The 15441-nt window shown below is 63.6% G+C and carries 18 protein-coding genes; 2 read left to right on the top strand and 16 right to left on the bottom strand.

The window, feature by feature from the left end; genetic code table 11:
• The first annotated feature begins 15 nt into the window (after positions 1–15).
• On the top strand, positions 16–591 hold the full coding sequence (gene leuD, locus AAGA68_18800; GenBank protein ID MEM9387119.1) for a 3-isopropylmalate dehydratase small subunit: 576 nt from the start codon (positions 16–18) through the stop codon (positions 589–591).
• Positions 588–1664, top strand: a complete 1077-nt coding sequence (gene leuB / locus AAGA68_18795; protein MEM9387118.1) for a 3-isopropylmalate dehydrogenase — start codon at positions 588–590, stop codon at positions 1662–1664. The genes leuD and leuB overlap by 4 nt, the downstream gene beginning before the upstream one ends.
• 83 nt (positions 1665–1747) lie before the next feature.
• Here leuB and AAGA68_18790 read toward each other — a convergent pair whose 3' ends face one another.
• The 16 genes from AAGA68_18790 to flgL form a co-directional block, all read right to left on the bottom strand.
• Positions 1748–2233: a hypothetical protein gene (locus tag AAGA68_18790; protein MEM9387117.1), complete on the bottom strand. Its 486-nt coding sequence runs from the start codon at positions 2231–2233 to the stop codon at positions 1748–1750.
• 147 nt (positions 2234–2380) lie between these two features.
• Entirely contained in the window at positions 2381–2974 is a 594-nt protein-coding gene (locus AAGA68_18785; GenBank protein ID MEM9387116.1) for a hypothetical protein, read from the bottom strand.
• A gap of 14 nt (positions 2975–2988) precedes the next feature.
• Positions 2989–3282 carry a hypothetical protein gene (locus tag AAGA68_18780; protein MEM9387115.1) on the bottom strand — a complete coding sequence of 98 codons (294 nt, stop codon included), beginning with the start codon at positions 3280–3282 and terminating at the stop codon, positions 2989–2991.
• Positions 3272–3436, bottom strand: coding sequence for a hypothetical protein (locus AAGA68_18775; protein ID MEM9387114.1), 165 nt, complete (start codon positions 3434–3436; stop codon positions 3272–3274). The genes AAGA68_18780 and AAGA68_18775 overlap by 11 nt, the downstream gene beginning before the upstream one ends.
• Before the next feature lie 258 nt (positions 3437–3694).
• The gene (locus AAGA68_18770) at positions 3695–4939 is read right to left on the bottom strand and encodes an ammonium transporter (GenBank protein ID MEM9387113.1); all 1245 of its coding nucleotides are present in this window, start codon (positions 4937–4939) and stop codon (positions 3695–3697) included.
• A gap of 51 nt (positions 4940–4990) precedes the next feature.
• Entirely contained in the window at positions 4991–5329 is a 339-nt protein-coding gene (locus AAGA68_18765; GenBank protein MEM9387112.1) for a P-II family nitrogen regulator, read from the bottom strand.
• A gap of 249 nt (positions 5330–5578) precedes the next feature.
• A complete protein-coding gene (locus AAGA68_18760) occupies positions 5579–5851 on the bottom strand; it encodes an EscU/YscU/HrcU family type III secretion system export apparatus switch protein (protein MEM9387111.1) in 273 nt (90 codons plus the stop codon).
• A gap of 22 nt (positions 5852–5873) precedes the next feature.
• Positions 5874–7109, bottom strand: a complete 1236-nt coding sequence (locus AAGA68_18755) for a flagellar hook-length control protein FliK (GenBank protein MEM9387110.1) — start codon at positions 7107–7109, stop codon at positions 5874–5876.
• A gap of 87 nt (positions 7110–7196) precedes the next feature.
• Positions 7197–7874 (bottom strand): hypothetical protein, encoded by a 678-nt coding sequence (locus AAGA68_18750; GenBank protein MEM9387109.1) that lies wholly within the window; start codon positions 7872–7874, stop codon positions 7197–7199.
• A 97-nt stretch (positions 7875–7971) separates the two neighbouring features.
• Entirely contained in the window at positions 7972–8298 is a 327-nt protein-coding gene (gene fliT / locus AAGA68_18745; protein MEM9387108.1) for a flagellar protein FliT, read from the bottom strand.
• Positions 8292–8765, bottom strand: a complete 474-nt coding sequence (fliS, locus tag AAGA68_18740; protein ID MEM9387107.1) for a flagellar export chaperone FliS — start codon at positions 8763–8765, stop codon at positions 8292–8294. The genes fliT and fliS overlap by 7 nt, the downstream gene beginning before the upstream one ends.
• Before the next feature lie 26 nt (positions 8766–8791).
• The gene (fliD, locus tag AAGA68_18735) at positions 8792–10258 is read right to left on the bottom strand and encodes a flagellar filament capping protein FliD (protein MEM9387106.1); all 1467 of its coding nucleotides are present in this window, start codon (positions 10256–10258) and stop codon (positions 8792–8794) included.
• Positions 10259–10269: 11 nt separating this feature from the next.
• Positions 10270–10686 (bottom strand): flagellar protein FlaG, encoded by a 417-nt coding sequence (locus tag AAGA68_18730; GenBank protein MEM9387105.1) that lies wholly within the window; start codon positions 10684–10686, stop codon positions 10270–10272.
• 86 nt (positions 10687–10772) lie between these two features.
• Positions 10773–12209 carry a flagellin gene (locus AAGA68_18725; GenBank protein ID MEM9387104.1) on the bottom strand — a complete coding sequence of 479 codons (1437 nt, stop codon included), beginning with the start codon at positions 12207–12209 and terminating at the stop codon, positions 10773–10775.
• A gap of 262 nt (positions 12210–12471) precedes the next feature.
• Positions 12472–13902: a flagellin gene (locus AAGA68_18720; GenBank protein ID MEM9387103.1), complete on the bottom strand. Its 1431-nt coding sequence runs from the start codon at positions 13900–13902 to the stop codon at positions 12472–12474.
• 332 nt (positions 13903–14234) lie between these two features.
• Positions 14235–15431: a flagellar hook-associated protein FlgL gene (gene flgL / locus AAGA68_18715; protein ID MEM9387102.1), complete on the bottom strand. Its 1197-nt coding sequence runs from the start codon at positions 15429–15431 to the stop codon at positions 14235–14237.
• Positions 15432–15441 lie beyond the last annotated feature (10 nt).

The raw sequence follows: 15441 nt of genomic DNA, 5'->3' as shown, positions 1-15441 counted from the left end.
GCGAGGAGTTACCTGATGAAACCAATAATTTCGCTCACCTCCACCACGGTGGTGATCGCCGACGACGACATCGACACGGACCAGATCATCCCTGCCCGCTTCCTGACCACGACCAGCCGCGATGGTCTGGCCCAGGGCTTGTTCGCCAACTGGCGCTACCTCGCCGATGGATCCCCCAACCCCGACTTCGTCCTGAACCAACCCGCCGCCGACGGCGCTCAGATCATCGTCGCGGGCAACAACGTCGGCTGCGGCTCGTCGCGCGAGCACGCCCCGTGGGCCCTGCTCGCCGAGGGATTTCGCGCCGTTCTCAGCTCACGGATCGCGGATATCTTTCGCGCCAATTCCCTCAAGAACGGGCTGCTCGCGATCGAGGTGGATGAGAGTACACATGCCACCCTGCTCAGCGCCCCTGGCGCTCGGGTCACCATCGATCTGGCTCAGTGCACGATCTCGATGGATGGGAGCGCTGCAGTGAATTTCGAGATCGAAGGCTTCGCCCGTCACTGCCTGATGGAAGGCGTCGATCAGCTAGGGTTTATCCTAGGTCAAGATGAGACGATAAGCCGCTTTGAGGCCCAACGCACATGAGCACGCCAAGACGCGCCCGCATCGTCATCCTCCCTGGCGACGGCATCGGCCCGGAAGTGACCGCCGAGGCCGTGCGAGTGCTGCAAGCCGTCGCCGCGCGCTTCGACCATGACTTCACGTTTGAGACCGCACTGATCGGCGGCGCGGCCATCGACGAGACTGACGATCCTCTACCATCGGCCACGCTGGAGACCTGTCGAGCTGCGGACGCGATACTGCTTGGCGCCGTCGGCGGACCGAAGTGGGCGTCGCACCCCACGGTGCGCCCCGAACAAGGCCTCCTGCGCCTACGCCAGGGCCTCGGCCTGTACGCCAACCTGCGGCCCATTCGCACGCACCCAGCCCTCGCCGGCGCCTCTCCTCTGAAGCCAGATCGCATCGCCAACGTGGATATCATGGTCGTACGCGAACTCACCGGCGGTATCTACTTTGGCGAGAAGGAGGAAGGCGCCGAGCGCGCCAGCGATCTTTGCACCTACACACGCAAAGAAGTGGAGCGTGTCGTACGCCTCGCCGCTCAACTCGCGAGCGACCGCGGCGGGCGCCTCGTGTCCGTGGACAAGGCCAACGTTCTCGCCACCTCCCGTCTGTGGCGTCAGGTGACCACGGAGCTGCTCGCCGAGGAGTTCCCCGCCCTCGACCTCGAGCACCTGCTGGTCGATGCCATGGCCATGCATCTAATTCATCGCCCGAGCGCCTACGATGTGATCGTCACCGAAAACATGTTCGGCGACATCCTCACGGACGAGGCCTCCATGCTAGCCGGGTCCCTGGGGCTCCTACCCTCCGCCTCGCTCAACGGTGAGGCACTCGGCCTGTACGAGCCGATCCACGGATCCGCGCCGGATATCGCCGGGCAGGGCATCGCGAACCCCTACGGTGCTATCGCGAGTGCTGCCCTCCTCTTGCGCCATTCCCTGGACCTCTCGCGCGAGGCCTTGCTAGTGGAACGAGCGGTGGACGAGGCGATCGCGGCTGGAGCGCTCACGCGAGACCTCGCGGCGCACGCACCTAGCGCCCTCAGCACGGCGCAGGCCGGCGAAGCCGTGCTGGCTCAGCTCGATCGATACTGAGTCGCCGAACAAGCGCGTACGCGTCACTTGCCTCACGAGGGGCCGCTTAGATGCGAGATCCTGATCCGTCCCTCTGACAAGCATCAGAACCCAACGCGCAGGCCCGCCGAGACCACCAGCTGGTCGGCGTCGCCAATCACGTACTTGAGCTCGCCAACGAAGTCGATCTGGTCGTTTAGCCCGACCGTAACGCCGGACCCTACGTTGAGCCCGATCTCGGTCTCCGATCCGAAGCCGACGAAAAAGTCGTCGAAATCGAAGATGGAGAGATTGATGCCACCGAGACCGTAGAACGCGACGTTGCCGTCGGCGAGGAAGGTGTAGTGCAAGTCTACATCGACCATCGAGAAGTCCACTCCATCATCGACGAAGAAGAACGAGTACTTGCCGGCCAGGGCCAGCGACGGACTAAAGGCGTAGGCAGCCCGCGCCTGCAGCCCCAACTCTTCGATCCCCTCCCCGTAGGTCAAGGCACCGCCTAGGGAGAGTTGCGCTGCCGCTTGGTGGGAGAGGAGCAGCGAGCAAAGGGCTAGCGGCAGGGCCGCAACGAGCGAATTCGCTTGTTTCATGAACGTCTACGAGCTGAGTGTGGGAAATCCGTAAAGGAGCAGACGGTAACCACCCCAGGGATGCTACGCACACTGTCGTCGAAGCCGATCAGCTCGACGGCGATGTGCCCTGCGCGAGCGGCGCCCGGCGCCCAGTGGGGTAGGAATTCAGCGCCGCCCGCTCACCCTGCTTGAGTCATCACGCGCCGAGCGAGCGCTGCGAGTGGGTGCAACCCGATCCCGTAGGGGCTCGAGCGATCGCGTCGCGAGCGCGTCGGCAAGCCAGACCAACAGCAGGATCAGCGGTGCGGCCCAGGCGAGCACCTGCCATCCCCGCCCCTGGCCGATGAGCAGCAGGTGGCTCACCACATAGCCGCTTTGCCAGTGGACTAGAAACACCGGGTACGACAGATCGCCGCACCGTTTCTGCCATCCGCTTGCGCGGCGCCGATATCGCCGATGACTCAGCGCCATAACCACCACCGCCAGAGCCCCCAAGTTGGTGTAGAAGTGGACGTCGATTCGCCCTGAGGCCATGCCCCCGGCTGCGCCAGCAGCAAGCAAGTTCACCAGCCAGCTCAGCAAGCCCGCGACGAGCAGTATCGACGTCGAAGCTGAACTCAAGCGATCGACCAAGGGCCTCGAAAAGTAGATCACAGCACCCACAGAGAAGGGTAGGAGCGCCGCCAGAACTGGTGCGTACCGCGCTTCGAAGGCACCGGCCGTTTGGTAGATCCACCCGTGGTAGGCGCCGAACAGCACCACCGCTCCCGCGGCTACCCACCGTGCTCTGGCCAGCGCTCCCCAGAGCTTGCGTAGCAGATCAGCTCCACGGCCACCGACCATGCTGGCGGCACCAGTCGAAAGTCCGCTGCGTACCACTCGAAGGGAAGAGTCAGCAGATTGCCCGACCAATCGAGGGCGGTCGATTCTCTACACCACTCCCCCTTCCACGCGCAGGCTGTCGGATACAGAGCAACCATCAGCAGCGTACCGCTCGCGATCAGCCAATAGACCGGATAGATGCGCAGGACCCGATTGAGAAAGAACGGCACGGCACTAAAGGGCATAGCGGTCGTTCAGCATGAGTGTGATTAGGTAGCCCGACAGCAGGTAGAAGCCGAACACGGCAAAGCGCCCTAGGTGGTCCGTACCCACCGACCCTTCCGTGAGGTGCGCGATGATTACCAGCCAGGCGAGGACAAATCTGAGGACACTTAGCATGGCAAGGGATGGAGGGCGCTGCGCACGGCGCACCTAGGGGACCCTATTGAGGGAGCGCCTCTTCGCCGACTAACGGGTCACACCAGGGTCAGGTTGCGTCGAGGGGTGTTGCCTAACTGCGTTGCGGGACACCGCCTTGTGAATCGCGCACTAACCCTTGTAAGCCTCGATGACCTCCGGCAGGGGGCGGTCGCCTGGGCGAAGATCCGCCACCGGCCGAAGGGCTGGCGACGGCGGATCCTGCCAAGACGTGGGCGATCAGCTGCCCTTGGTGAACTCGGGGTAAGCTTCGATGCCGCAGTCGACGACGTCCAAGCCACCGACCTCTTCTTCCTCACCAACGCGCAGCCCCATTACCTGCCTCAGGAGAAACCAGCTTAGGAAGCTGACGCCGAACACCCACACGAAGATGCTTACCAGTCCAAGAAGCTGAACGTGCGGCTTGGCCTCGGGGTTGGTCAGGATAACGGCGAGCAGCCCCCACAGGCCGCAGGTGCCATGCACGGAGATAGCGCCCACAGGGTCATCGACGCGCAGCTTGTCAAGGGTGACGATCGAGGCGACCACCAGCAAGCCGCCGACTAAGCCGATGAGCGTAGCTGCCACGGGGGTCGGCGTCAGAGGCTCGGCTGTGATCGACACTAAGCCTGCAAGCGCCCCGTTTAGCGCCATGGTCAGATCCGCCTTCCCAAACCAGAAGCGCGCCAGGAGAAGTGCACCGACTAGGCCGCCAGCGGCCGCCATGTTGGTATTGACGAACACCCTGGCCACGTTATTGGCATGCTCCACGCCGGTGAGCTGGAGCTCCGAACCGCCGTTGAAGCCGAACCAGCCTAACCAAAGAATCAGCGTACCGAGCGTTGCCAGTGGTAGGTTGCAGCCAGGGATCGCATTGATCTGCCCACGGTTGCCGTACTTGCCCTTGCGTGCCCCGAGCAGCAGGACACCGGCCAGGGCCGCTGCAGCACCGGACAGGTGCACGACCCCAGAGCCTGCGAAGTCCAGGAAGCCTGCCTGCTCCAGGAAGCCGCCGCCCCACTTCCAGAATCCCTGGACTGGATAGATAAACCCTGTCATCACGATGGCGAAGGTGAAGAATGTCCATAGCTTCATGCGCTCGGCGACCGCCCCCGAGACGATCGACATGGCTGTGGCCACGAACACCACTTGGAAGAAGAAGTCGGCCAGCTGAGAGTAGTAAGGGGCGTCCTCCGCACCGCTTAACACGGCCTCCACCTCGTTGTCCGTGCCACCCAACACGCCGATGCCTGGGATGAACCCGTTGAGGCCGTCGCCGTACATGATGCCGTAGCCGCAGAGCATGTACATGATGCAGGCGATGCTGTAGAGCCCCACGTTCTTGGTCAGAATCTCCGTGGTGTTCTTCGCCCGCACAAGGCCCGCTTCCAGCATGGTGAACCCGGCGGCCATCCACATGACCAGGGCGCCCATGACTAGGAAGTAAAAGGTGTCCAGCGCGTAGCTGACTTCGAGTAACTCCACCGGCAGTCTCCTCCTGTACGATCCTTCGATGTGCCCGGTCTTGCGCTCGCCTCAAAGCGCGGCTTTACCAGCCTCGCCCGTACGGACGCGAACGCTCTGCTCAAGACCGGTCACAAATATCTTCCCGTCGCCGACACGGCCGGTGCGCGCGGCCTGCACGATCGCCTCGATGAGGCGGTCGACATCATCATCCGCCGTTGCGATCTCGATCTTCACCTTTGGCCGGTAGTCCACCGTGTACTCGGCGCCTCGGTACAACTCCGCATGGCCCCGCTGGCGACCGAACCCCTTGACCTCAGTCACGGTCATCCCTTGCAGACCCAGCGAGGCGATCGCCTCCCGCACGTCCTCCACCTTGTAGGGGTTGACGATGGCCGTCACGAGCTTCATTTCCTGTCCTCCACGCGCCCAGCCGGCTTGCCGGCGGCGCGCCCACACCCTGAGTTGCCCGTCGCCCCCGCGACGCCTAAGGCAGCACGCGGCGCCAGGCGGCGCTATTCCATGGGGGTTCGATAGCAAGAAGCGCGCCACCGCTTCGCGATGTGCCATCCAAGGGCACGACGGTGTTGCCAGGCCGCCCTATGCACTACTGAGGGGCGTAGACGGGGCGGTTGGCACCAGATCGGTGCACAACACACTTTAAGGTACGACGGGTGAGTCGTCCTCTGCGTCATTCAAGGACCACACGAAGGCGATGACCTCCGCCACGGCTTGGTACAGCGCGGGCGGTATCTCTTCCCCTAGATCCCCTTGCGCTAGAAGGCGGGCTAGGTGCGGGTCCTGGTAGTGGGGGACACCGGCGTCCTCCGCCAGGGCGATGATCTGCTCGGCAAGTGCCTCGTATCCGGACGCAGTCACCCGGGGCGCATTTCCAAGCGTCTGCTCGTAGCGAAGGGTCGCGGCCACTCGCATGGAGTCGTCTCCCGACCTTTGCTCAGACACGCTCATCCACCATGGGGCCGAGCAGCTGCTCGCCGGCGCTCGCCCCGGGGCCGTCGACGGCCCCAGCATCCACCCCAGCCAGTAGGGTCTGCACCGATAGTCCGCGCGCGAGCAAACGTCGATCGAGCTCAGGCAACTGCCCCTGCAGGTACTGAGCAGTCGGTGCCTCACGGCTACGAAAGCGCACCGCGACGTCCTGCTTACCGCTCAGCTTGACCACTGCGTTGAGCGGGCCAAGCCCAGGCAGATCGAAGGCGAGCTCCACGCGCCAGCGATGGCGCGCCTCGCCTTCGTCCCTGGCATGCCGAGAGGATTGCTCACTTTCTGGCTGCGCGGGGACAGCCTCGTGCGCGATGCGCACGCCGATCACATCGACCTGCGCCGACTCACCAGAGCTCACGAGGGGGATCTCTGCGGCCAGCGCGGCCCGCTCCCTCGCTCTTGGGAACATCGCGGTCAGGGCCAGAAGGTCTACCCGTGCGCTCGCACCCTGTAGCTGTTGGCGCAGGGCTTCATGGGAAGGCAACTCCCTGGGTACCGGCACCCGCCGTTGGGGCACAGGCCGCTGACCGGGGAGGGGCGGGTGCTCATCGGCCGTACCCGCCGCAGGGGACGCCGCGCCCTGCCGGCCTGGCGAAGAGGGCAAGGCCTCCAGGGCTTTTCCTAAGGCACTTGCAAGGCCGGGAGACCACGTCGACCGGGACGATGCCCATTGCAGCGCCCGAGCAACCCCAGCTGCATTGGTCAACGTCTCGCGAGGCGGCAGGGCGCCGAGCAATTGCTGAGCGAGGTTGCGCAGATCGCGGGGTGTAGCGGCGGAAGGGGTGGCCTCAGCTAGCGCCACGATCGCTCCTAGCGTCTCGCCGAGACTGCGCTGCACGGGGAGCTTTTGCCGAAGTATATTACTAGCTATGTGAGAGATGGCGCGGGGCGAGCCGCCCGTATCCTCACGACGCGCAAGCACGAGGAGACGCCCGGCATGAGTTACCTCGAGGTTTAGCCGTTCGCCTACGTGCAGGGGCGTGGTCGTGCGCACCTGGAAGGCCTGCGAACCGACCTTCAAGGTGGCCTGTCCGTCGCCGGTGCTTGCGAGCACCTGGGCAAGTAGGCGACTCCCAGGTTGGAGACTGGATGCGACTCGAGCGGGGCCAGGCAGCGCAGACGCGGCGCTGGCAGGGCTGAGGGTTCGCTCAGGCGGGCGCAGTAGCGTGAGGAGAGTGTCGGTCACCGGTGGCAGACATCAGCGCAAAGCGGTTGACGCGGACCGACCTGGCCCGGGGCCGGGTCGGTCCAGCGCGAGCCCTCGGCGGAGGGCCTAGGCGTCGCTCTCGATCTCCGGGCCACCCTGGGCTTGGGGCAGATCGTTTCGCTCCACGGAGAGGTTGAAGGAAGCGTCGAAGCCGCCGTCGTTGCGCTCTACCTCGGTGCTGCGGCTCACGGTGTAGGTGTCACCGGTCACGACCACTGAGCGGGAGAAGGTACCCTTTTCGGCGTCGAAGCTCTGCTCGAGCGTACGGTTGAACTCGTTGCCGTTCGGCCCGGTCACGGTGAAGGAGCTCTCAAATCCGCCTTCCACGCGCGTTAAGGAGCCACTCACAGTGATGCTTCGTCCGCCAGCACCGGTCACGCTACGCTCGCGGCTCACGGTCTGCGCCTGCGGGTCGACGGTTACACTCAGCTCACGAGTCTGTGTACCGCCCCTAGCGCTCTCCACCTCACGGCTGATCTCGACTGTGCCGCCGCCACGGCTGACTTCCACGCCCTCCGGCAGCTCGCGCGCCTGTGGCGGCACGGGCGCCGCCTCTGCGCGCGCCTGCAGGGCTTTAGCAACGAGCGCTCGAGCACGATCGCTGATGCTAACGCGATAACCCACGGTCGAGTCCTGAGACTCCGGCGGCTGCGGCGTGGGTGCGCGCTCCGGACCACCGTCCAGCGCGGGCGCGGTGGTTATGTTGATCGACGGCAGTTTAAGACTAGATGATATGTCGGACATAGCGGTTAAATCCCCAGATCGTAAAGGCCGGCCTCGAGCCGGCAGTCAGTTCAATTGCGCATCCGGGCGCACGAGTCCTTCCTTAGCCAGGCCCCTCCTACAGATGGGTACTGGCTTTGCGATAGGCCGCCACACCGGATCGCTGCCGCGTGTGGGCAGACATCCGGTCGGCAATGCCGTTGCGAGCTTGCGTTGCCACCTCGAGCAAGCGAGCATCCGCCAGCATCAAGGCGCCCAGCTGCTCGCTGAGAGCATCCCGCTCGCCAGGGCCAGCGGGGGTGTCGAAGAAGTTGGTGAGCAATTCCAATCGGCGCCGATCCATGGAGCGCACTTGGTCCCAAGCCCCTTCGTCCGCCGCCTCGGTCTGGGCGATAGTCAGGGACAGGATTTCGGCCAGCGCATCCGACCGCGCTTGATTCAGCATGACCCGATCACCTCGTTGGAGCCGACCAACGGGCCGCCCTGGGCGTCGGCAGGATCGGTCTGTCGCAGGGCGCGAGCGTCCGGTGGAATCTCGTCCCAGCCGGCCTTGATCTCACGCATGAGCGAGGCGACCTCGTCCATCCACTCGATCTTGCTATTGGCGTTCGCCATGAGCAGGCGGGTGCTCATGTACTCATACAGGCTCTCGAGATTCCGGCTCACCTCTCCCCCGGACTCGTGGTCCAGGCAGCTGCGAAGCAGCTCGACCAGGGAGATGGCGCGGCTGATCTGCTCACCCTTGGTCGCCACCTGCTGGTTCTCGAGCGCACCTCGCGCGCGGGCAAGGGAGTCGAGTACACCCTGCATGATCATCGAAATCAGCTTGTGGGGATCAGCATCTGTGATGCCGCTGGAGACACCCACGTTCTGATACGTCGCCATGGCGCCATTGCGGTTGTTCGAAGGCAAGCCACTTCTCCTAGGCAATAATCAAACTACGATCCGTTCAGCTGCGCAGGCGTCGCCAGCGAGGCGAGCTGCTGCTGCAGGAAGTTGCTGGTGGAACTGAGCTCCGCGACCAACAGATCCAATGCGATGAACTCGGCACGCAACTGCGCCTCCAGGGCCACAGCCCGGTCAGCCAGTTCGTCTCGCTCCTCGCCGATCTCGGCGATGCTCTCCTCGAGCCCCGCGATTCGCGTCGGTAGCGCCCCATCAGTGTCCACATAAGCGTCCACGATCGCCGCCAACTGGTTGGCGACACCGTTCTCTGAGGTAAAAAGTTCTGCCAGTCCAACTAGGTCGGCCTCAATCGCCTCGGCCACCGTGTCGATGCCATCGAAGTCACCGACCACCTGGTCGCGCTGCAAGCGGCCAGTGTTGAAGTCGAGGGTGATGCCGACGTCGGAGAGGGTGTCAAAGCTCCCCTGCAGGTCATCGGTGCGTGACCCGAGGGCGCTACGCACCTGATCCAGCAGGAGTCGAGCGGTCGAGTCACCGAGCAGCGGACCGGCGATGCCCGAATCTGCGTCGAAGGCAGTGAGCGCGTTCACCGTATCGATCAACTGGTTGTAGTTGAAGATGAAGGTGTCTATGCGGTTCTCGACCGCTGCCTCATCGATCGCCACGCTGAGCGTGGCGCTAGTCCCTACCTCTGCGGAGACCAGGTTTAAGGTGACCCCATCGATCGCAGAGGTCACCGTGTTGGAGCTGCTGGTCACGGTGATGTCGTCGATGACAACGATCGAATCGAGCGCTTGCGTCTGTTCCGTGAGGGCGCTGCCGGGCACGTCGTCCGGATCGAAGGTCAGTGCGTCGAGTCCCACGTTGCCGTCGGAGGCGGTAATCGTCAGCCGGTTCTCGAGCCCTGTATCGTCCGAGCTCAATACCAGGAAGGCGCCGTCATCACCGGTGACGATGGACGCGGTCACCCCCGGGTTGTCGCTCGCGCTGTTGATCGCATCGCGTAGATCGGCGAGGGAGTTGGCATCTTCCACAAGCGTGATGTCGAAGGCACGAGGCTCGACGGGGTTGCCCTCATCATCCAGCTCGCCATCGGCGGGAAGGTCGCCGACGCGTATCGTCAGCGTGCCCGTGCCTACCTCCGCTTCCTCATCAGCGTAGGCGGCGGACTGCAGTCGCTGGGACTGCGCCAGCTGGGTGACTTCCACCTCGTAGCTGGAAGCCACGGCCGTCTCGTTCGCCGACACGGTGAACAGGTCGTCGTTGCTGGAGTTGCTCGTGCGCGAGAGAAAAGCGTTCGCGTCCGTAAAGTCCTCGAGCACCAGCGCCAGGTTGTCTAGCGTCGCCCGCAGCGTACCCACCGCCGACAGCTCGGTCTGCAGCGCAAACTCCTGCTGATCTAGCTGGAAACTCTGCGGCGCGATCTCCGCATTGACGAGATCGTTGACGAGGCTCTCGAGATCGAGGCCGGAGCCGGTACCGAGTGATGTGATAGACATTAGGGGTTCTCCTAGGCGGCGCCATCGACCGGCAGCAGCGATAGGTCGCCCCCGGCGAGGGCGTCGATCAAGCGCTGCTGATCGTCGGGTGGGATCGTTCGGATCACTTCACCGGTCTCTGTATCGACGACATCGATGATGGCTCGACCACTGTCGGCCACCCGAAACTCAAGTTCACGATTCAGCGTCTTTGCAAGCTCACGCATTCGCTCGGCGTTGAGCTCCGCGGTGCGCCGCTGCTCCCGCGCCACTTCACCGACCGGCGCAGGTGCGGGCACCGCGGCCGGATCCACGCTGACCGCGTCGCGCTGGCGTCCGGGGGCTCCTGCGCTCGCGCTCGCCTCGCCGCTGGGCACGCGCTCGGGCGTCGTCGCTGTGCTCGGCTGCTGTTGCGGCTGGCTGGTGCTCGTTGGCTTGAGTAGATCCATCTTCATCATCTCCCCATATCGCTGGGGCGGGAGGCTCCTAGATGCCCACCCGTGGGGCATCGGCCAGAGCCTCCTCAATAAGGGCGTTAGCCCTGCAGCAGCCCCAGCACGGACTGCGGCGCAGCGTTCGCCTGCGAGGCCACGGAAATGCCGGCCTGCTGGAGAATCTGTGCGCGCGTTAGCTTGGCCGTCTCCGCCGCGAAATCCGCGTCGGTAATCCGACCTCGTGATGCCTCGAGGTTCACCACCACATTGCTCAAGTTGATGATGGTGGACTCAAGACGGTTCTGGACTGCACCGAGATCGCCTCGCGTATTGTTGATCACATCGAGGGCGGCATCGACTCGGTTCAAGGTCTCTTCGGCGTTGGTCACAGTGGTCACGTCAACATCGATCAGACTCGAGTTGTCGAGCTGAATCGTGGTGCTGCCGATACCCGTGCGGTTGTTCGCATCGACAACGGCGATCGCGCCGACTGGCGATGTCAGCTGAACCGAGCCGCGCGCCACTGCCGCTGTGCCAGCGTCGTCATCAAAGAACACGGTGGCGTTGGTGTTCGCATCAACGAGCGTAGCTTCCGTGGTGATGTTGCGGCCATCTTCAGCGGTCAGCTCGATCGTGCCAGCGTTGTTGGTGGCGGTGACGCCAGTCTCGCCGGTGACGCCGTTGATCGTCTCCACCACGTCATCTAGCGTGAGCGTGACTGCGCCGCTCTCGTTGATCACGGTGACGCCGTTGATCTCGAAGGTGTAGGTATCGGCGGGATCTACCAGCACCACACCACCGGCGTTGTCGGCGGCGACGGTGGCACTGATGGCCTGCGCGGTCACGCCAGAGACGCCGCTGGAGTTGATTGCATTCGCCTTGGCGAAGGCACTGTCGGCACTCTGGCCGGCTGAGATGCCGGCGAAATCGGTCGAGGCGGCGATCTCCACGCCGTTTACGGTGACTTCGCCCGTGGCGATGGCGTTGGCATCCACCGCGGCACCACCAGTTGCCTGCGCGATCCGCCCAAGAGAGTTGATGCGCGCGCTCGCACTAAGATCAAGGGCGATGTTGTCACCCACTTCAGGTCCGACCTGGAACGTGGCCGTGCCGAAGGTGCCGTCAAGCACGTTCAGGCCGTTGAAGGTGGTCTGCTGGGCAATGCGATCGATCTCCTGCAAGCGCTGCTGCACTTCCGAGTCAAGCGCGGCGCGGTCTTCGGCGGAGTTAGTACCATTGGCCGACTGCACCGCGAGCTCGCGGATTCGCTGGAGGTTGCTGACCACCTCGGACAGCGCCCCTTCGGTAGTTTGCGAGAGCGAGATGCCGTCGTTGGCATTGCGTACGGCTTGGTTCAGGCCACGAATCTGCGTGGTCAGACGCTCGGCAATCGCCAAGCCAGCGGCATCGTCCTTCGCGCTGTTGATGCGCAGGCCGGAGGAAAGTCGCTCGAGCGCCTGCCCCAGCAATCCCGCGGATGACTGGAGGTTGCGCTGGGCGTTCAGAGAAAGCACGTTGGTGTTGACTGTCAGCGTCATAGGTCTAGAACTCCCGATACGGTTAGAAGAAGTTCCCAGCGCACAGGGCCATCACGGCTGAACCGCGACCACGTCACGCCAAGCTTCGGCTTATGTATCGGCCCTCCCCTATGATTCTGTTCAGTGCCTAATCCAACCAGTTCTCAGTTCGACCATTACGACAACACGACTCCGCGAGATCTTCGCGAAGCCCTTGATTTTCATGAGTCGGCGGCAGCTTTGAGGCTGCCGCCGACCCGTCCTGGAGGAGCTACTGGAGCGTTTAGCCCAGCAGACCCAGGACCGACTGGGGCGCAGCGTTGGCCTGCGACACCACCGAAATGCCGGCCTGCTGCAGGATCTGCGCGCGCGTCAGCTTGGCAGTCTCAGCAGCGAAGTCAGCGTCGGTGATCCGACCACGCGAAGCTTCCAGGTTCACCTGCACGTTGGACAGGTTGGAGATCGTCGACTCGAGGCGGTTTTGCGTAGCACCAAGGTCCGAACGCACCGAGTTGATCACGGCCAGGGCCGCGTCGATTCGGGTGATCGTGGTCTCGGAGTTCGCCACCGTGGTCACGTCCACGGAGTTCAACGTGGTGCTATCCAGGTTGATGACCGTGTCGCCGAAGCCCGTACGGCTGTTGGCGTCACCCACGGTGATAGCACCGGTGGGCGAGGTCAGCTGGATGCTGCCGCGAGCGACCGCAGCGGTACCACCGTCATCGGTGAAGAACGTGGTGGAGTTGGAGTTGGCGTCGGTCACGGACGCTTCCGTCTCGATGTTGCGGCCGTCTTCCGCGGTGAGACGAATCGTGCCGCCGTTGTTCGCCGCAGTCACACCGGTTTGGCTCGACACGGCGTTGATCTGCTCAACCACCTCATCAGCCGTCAGCGTGGTGTTGGTCTCGTTGAGCACGGTCACGCCGTTGATGTCGAGCTGGAAGGTATCAGCCGCGTCCGTCAGGGTGATGCCACCGGCAACGTCACCATCGACCACAGCAGAGACCACGCTGGCCTCGACGCCCGTGATACCGCTGTTGTTGATCGCGTCAGCCTTGGCGAAGGCGCTGTCAGAGCCCTGACCGCTCTCGGAGCCAGCGAAACCAGCAGAGGCTGCGACCTCAACGCCGTTGATGGTGACGTCGCCCGCCGCGAGCGCGTTAGCGTCGACGGCGGAACCACCGGTACCCTGAGCGATGGTGCCCAGAGAGTTGGTGCGTGCGCTGGTGCCCAGATCCAGGGTGATCGTGTCGCCGACCTCGGAGCCAACCTGGAAGGTAGCGTTGCCGAAGGTGCCGTCGAGCACGGCCAGGCCGTTGAAGGTGGTCTGCGTGGCGATACGGTCGATCTCCGCCAGACGCTGCTGCACTTCTGCATCCAGTGCGCCGCGATCGTCGTTAGAGTTGGTACCGTTAGCGGACTGCACAGCCAGCTCACGAATACGCTGCAAGTTGTTGACCACCTCGCTGAGGGCACCTTCTGTCGTCTGCGACAGCGAAATACCGTCGTTGGCGTTTCGCACGGCCTGGTTCAGGCCGCGAATCTGCGTGGTCAGACGCTCGGCGATCGACAGACCAGCAGCGTCGTCTTTGGCGCTGTTGATGCGAAGGCCAGAACCGAGACGTTCCAGTGCCGAGCCCAGCAGCGACTCGGAGTTAGAGAGGTTGCGCTGGGCTGTCAGAGACAGAACGTTAGTGTTGACTGTCAAAGCCATGATTGAACTCCTGATGCGGTTGTAACGAAGCTTCTGGCTCTAGCAACGCACCACGGGTGTGTGGGCGCCATAGGCCAGCCTTCGAACCCCGTATCGGGAGCGGCCATGCAAACCTTAGGAATGCACGCTTCCCGTCATCAGGATCGAGACGTTGCGCCGATTTCCGAGCACCGACGCTAAAGTTCATAGCAATCCGGGCGGTTAGGGCGGCGATCGACCTCCCTTTTGACGTAACCTCGTCACTTTCGTCGACCAGTCGTGGCGACGCGGTGACGGGCGCAATATCCCGGCTCCTGCATCGGCCATGTGCTGCATTAGCTTAAGCACCTGCATCAGAGGAAATTGAACAGTGAGAGCCGCTGCACGGCCACGTAGGACTGTTGCGCGGCCTCGAGCGTACTGATCTGCAGTTCGAGGGAGCTGATCGTCTCGACCAAGTCCACATCCTCCACCGCCGAGCGGGATGCCTGGAGCAGGATCGCGCTTTCATCATTGAGCGCGCGCTGGCTCTCGACGGCGTTGAGGCGCGCCCCGGACCTAGCCCGTTGTACGGAGAAGTTCTCCTGCGCCTGGTCGATATTGACGAGCGCCGAGTTGAGGGCGTTGTTGAGCGCGGCGCGATCTGCCGGCGTCGGTTGCGGCGTGTTGAGCACGTCCACCAACTGATCCAGAGTTGAGAAAACATCCTGATTGCGACTCGGGCTCACCTCGAAGGAATCACCCGTCTCCGGCGCCCCACTCAGGCCCACCCGCAAACCGGCAAAGACGATATCTCCACCGGACTGCGCGTCGTAGCTGCCGCTGGCGATGACCGAGGCGCCATCGCTGACCTCGTAGTCGGTGGGCGAGGTGAATGTGATGGCGTAGGTCTGCTCCATCACGACGCTCAAATCGATCAGACTGCCGGCGTCGACGACAGCTGTCCCCGTGTTGCTATCCACCGCATCGGTGACGAAGGTGCCGTTCCCATTAGTCACCCGCATGAACACCGCGTCACCGTCAGCGCCATCGCTTACGGTACGGCCAGGGCCGATCTGCAAGCGCCGCTCAACCTGATCTCCCAGGTAGGTCACCCCGCTCGCAGAGTCTGCGAAGGGCTCAACGTTGGACCGGGTACCGGAGAATAGGAAGCGTCCCTCGCCATCGACGGCGTTGGCCAAAGCGATCACCTCCTGGCGAATCTGCTCCACCTCCGCTGCGATCGCCCGTCGATCCGGATCGGATAGGATCCCGTTGTTCGCCTGGATCGCCAGCTCGCGAACGCGTCGAAACTGATCGCCTAGATCGCCGAGTGTCACTTCCTGCAAGGTCAGGCGATCTTCCGCGCGGCCAGCGTTGATCTCGTACTGCTCGAGCTGCTCCAAGGCGCGCGTCAGCTGCAGGCTGCGGGTGGCGCCGAAGGGATCTTCGCTGGGCGCCTGAAATGCCTTGCCGGTGGCCGACTGGCTCTGCAATCGAGTCAGCTCTGCCGATGCGCGACCGATGAGGTCGATCATCAAGGTAGGGTTGGAAAGCTCCGCTACTCGCATCGTCTCACTC

This window comes from Pseudomonadota bacterium (assembly GCA_039193195.1).
Lineage (GTDB): Bacteria > Pseudomonadota > Gammaproteobacteria > Steroidobacterales > JBCBZW01 > JBCBZW01.
This window is presented reverse-complemented; position numbering and strand designations above follow the sequence as displayed.

Bases quoted from the DNA above. Each gene is read 5' to 3' on its own strand.
- flgL (MEM9387102.1), bottom strand. From the start codon at position 15,431: ATGCGAGTAGCGGAGCTTTCCAACCCTACCTTGATGATCGACCTCATC.
- AAGA68_18760 (MEM9387111.1), bottom strand. From the start codon at position 5,851: ATGCGAGTGGCCGCGACCCTTCGCTACGAGCAGACGCTTGGAAATGCG.
- leuD (MEM9387119.1), top strand. From the start codon at position 16: ATGAAACCAATAATTTCGCTCACCTCCACCACGGTGGTGATCGCCGAC.
- AAGA68_18720 (MEM9387103.1), bottom strand. From the start codon at position 13,902: ATGGCTTTGACAGTCAACACTAACGTTCTGTCTCTGACAGCCCAGCGC.
- AAGA68_18790 (MEM9387117.1), bottom strand. From the start codon at position 2,233: ATGAAACAAGCGAATTCGCTCGTTGCGGCCCTGCCGCTAGCCCTTTGC.
- AAGA68_18725 (MEM9387104.1), bottom strand. From the start codon at position 12,209: ATGACGCTGACAGTCAACACCAACGTGCTTTCTCTGAACGCCCAGCGC.
- leuB (MEM9387118.1), top strand. From the start codon at position 588: ATGAGCACGCCAAGACGCGCCCGCATCGTCATCCTCCCTGGCGACGGC.
- AAGA68_18765 (MEM9387112.1), bottom strand. From the start codon at position 5,329: ATGAAGCTCGTGACGGCCATCGTCAACCCCTACAAGGTGGAGGACGTG.
- AAGA68_18775 (MEM9387114.1), bottom strand. From the start codon at position 3,436: ATGCTAAGTGTCCTCAGATTTGTCCTCGCCTGGCTGGTAATCATCGCG.
- AAGA68_18730 (MEM9387105.1), bottom strand. From the start codon at position 10,686: ATGGATCTACTCAAGCCAACGAGCACCAGCCAGCCGCAACAGCAGCCG.
- AAGA68_18780 (MEM9387115.1), bottom strand. From the start codon at position 3,282: ATGCCCTTTAGTGCCGTGCCGTTCTTTCTCAATCGGGTCCTGCGCATC.
- fliD (MEM9387106.1), bottom strand. From the start codon at position 10,258: ATGTCTATCACATCACTCGGTACCGGCTCCGGCCTCGATCTCGAGAGC.
- AAGA68_18750 (MEM9387109.1), bottom strand. From the start codon at position 7,874: ATGTCCGACATATCATCTAGTCTTAAACTGCCGTCGATCAACATAACC.
- fliT (MEM9387108.1), bottom strand. From the start codon at position 8,298: ATGCTGAATCAAGCGCGGTCGGATGCGCTGGCCGAAATCCTGTCCCTG.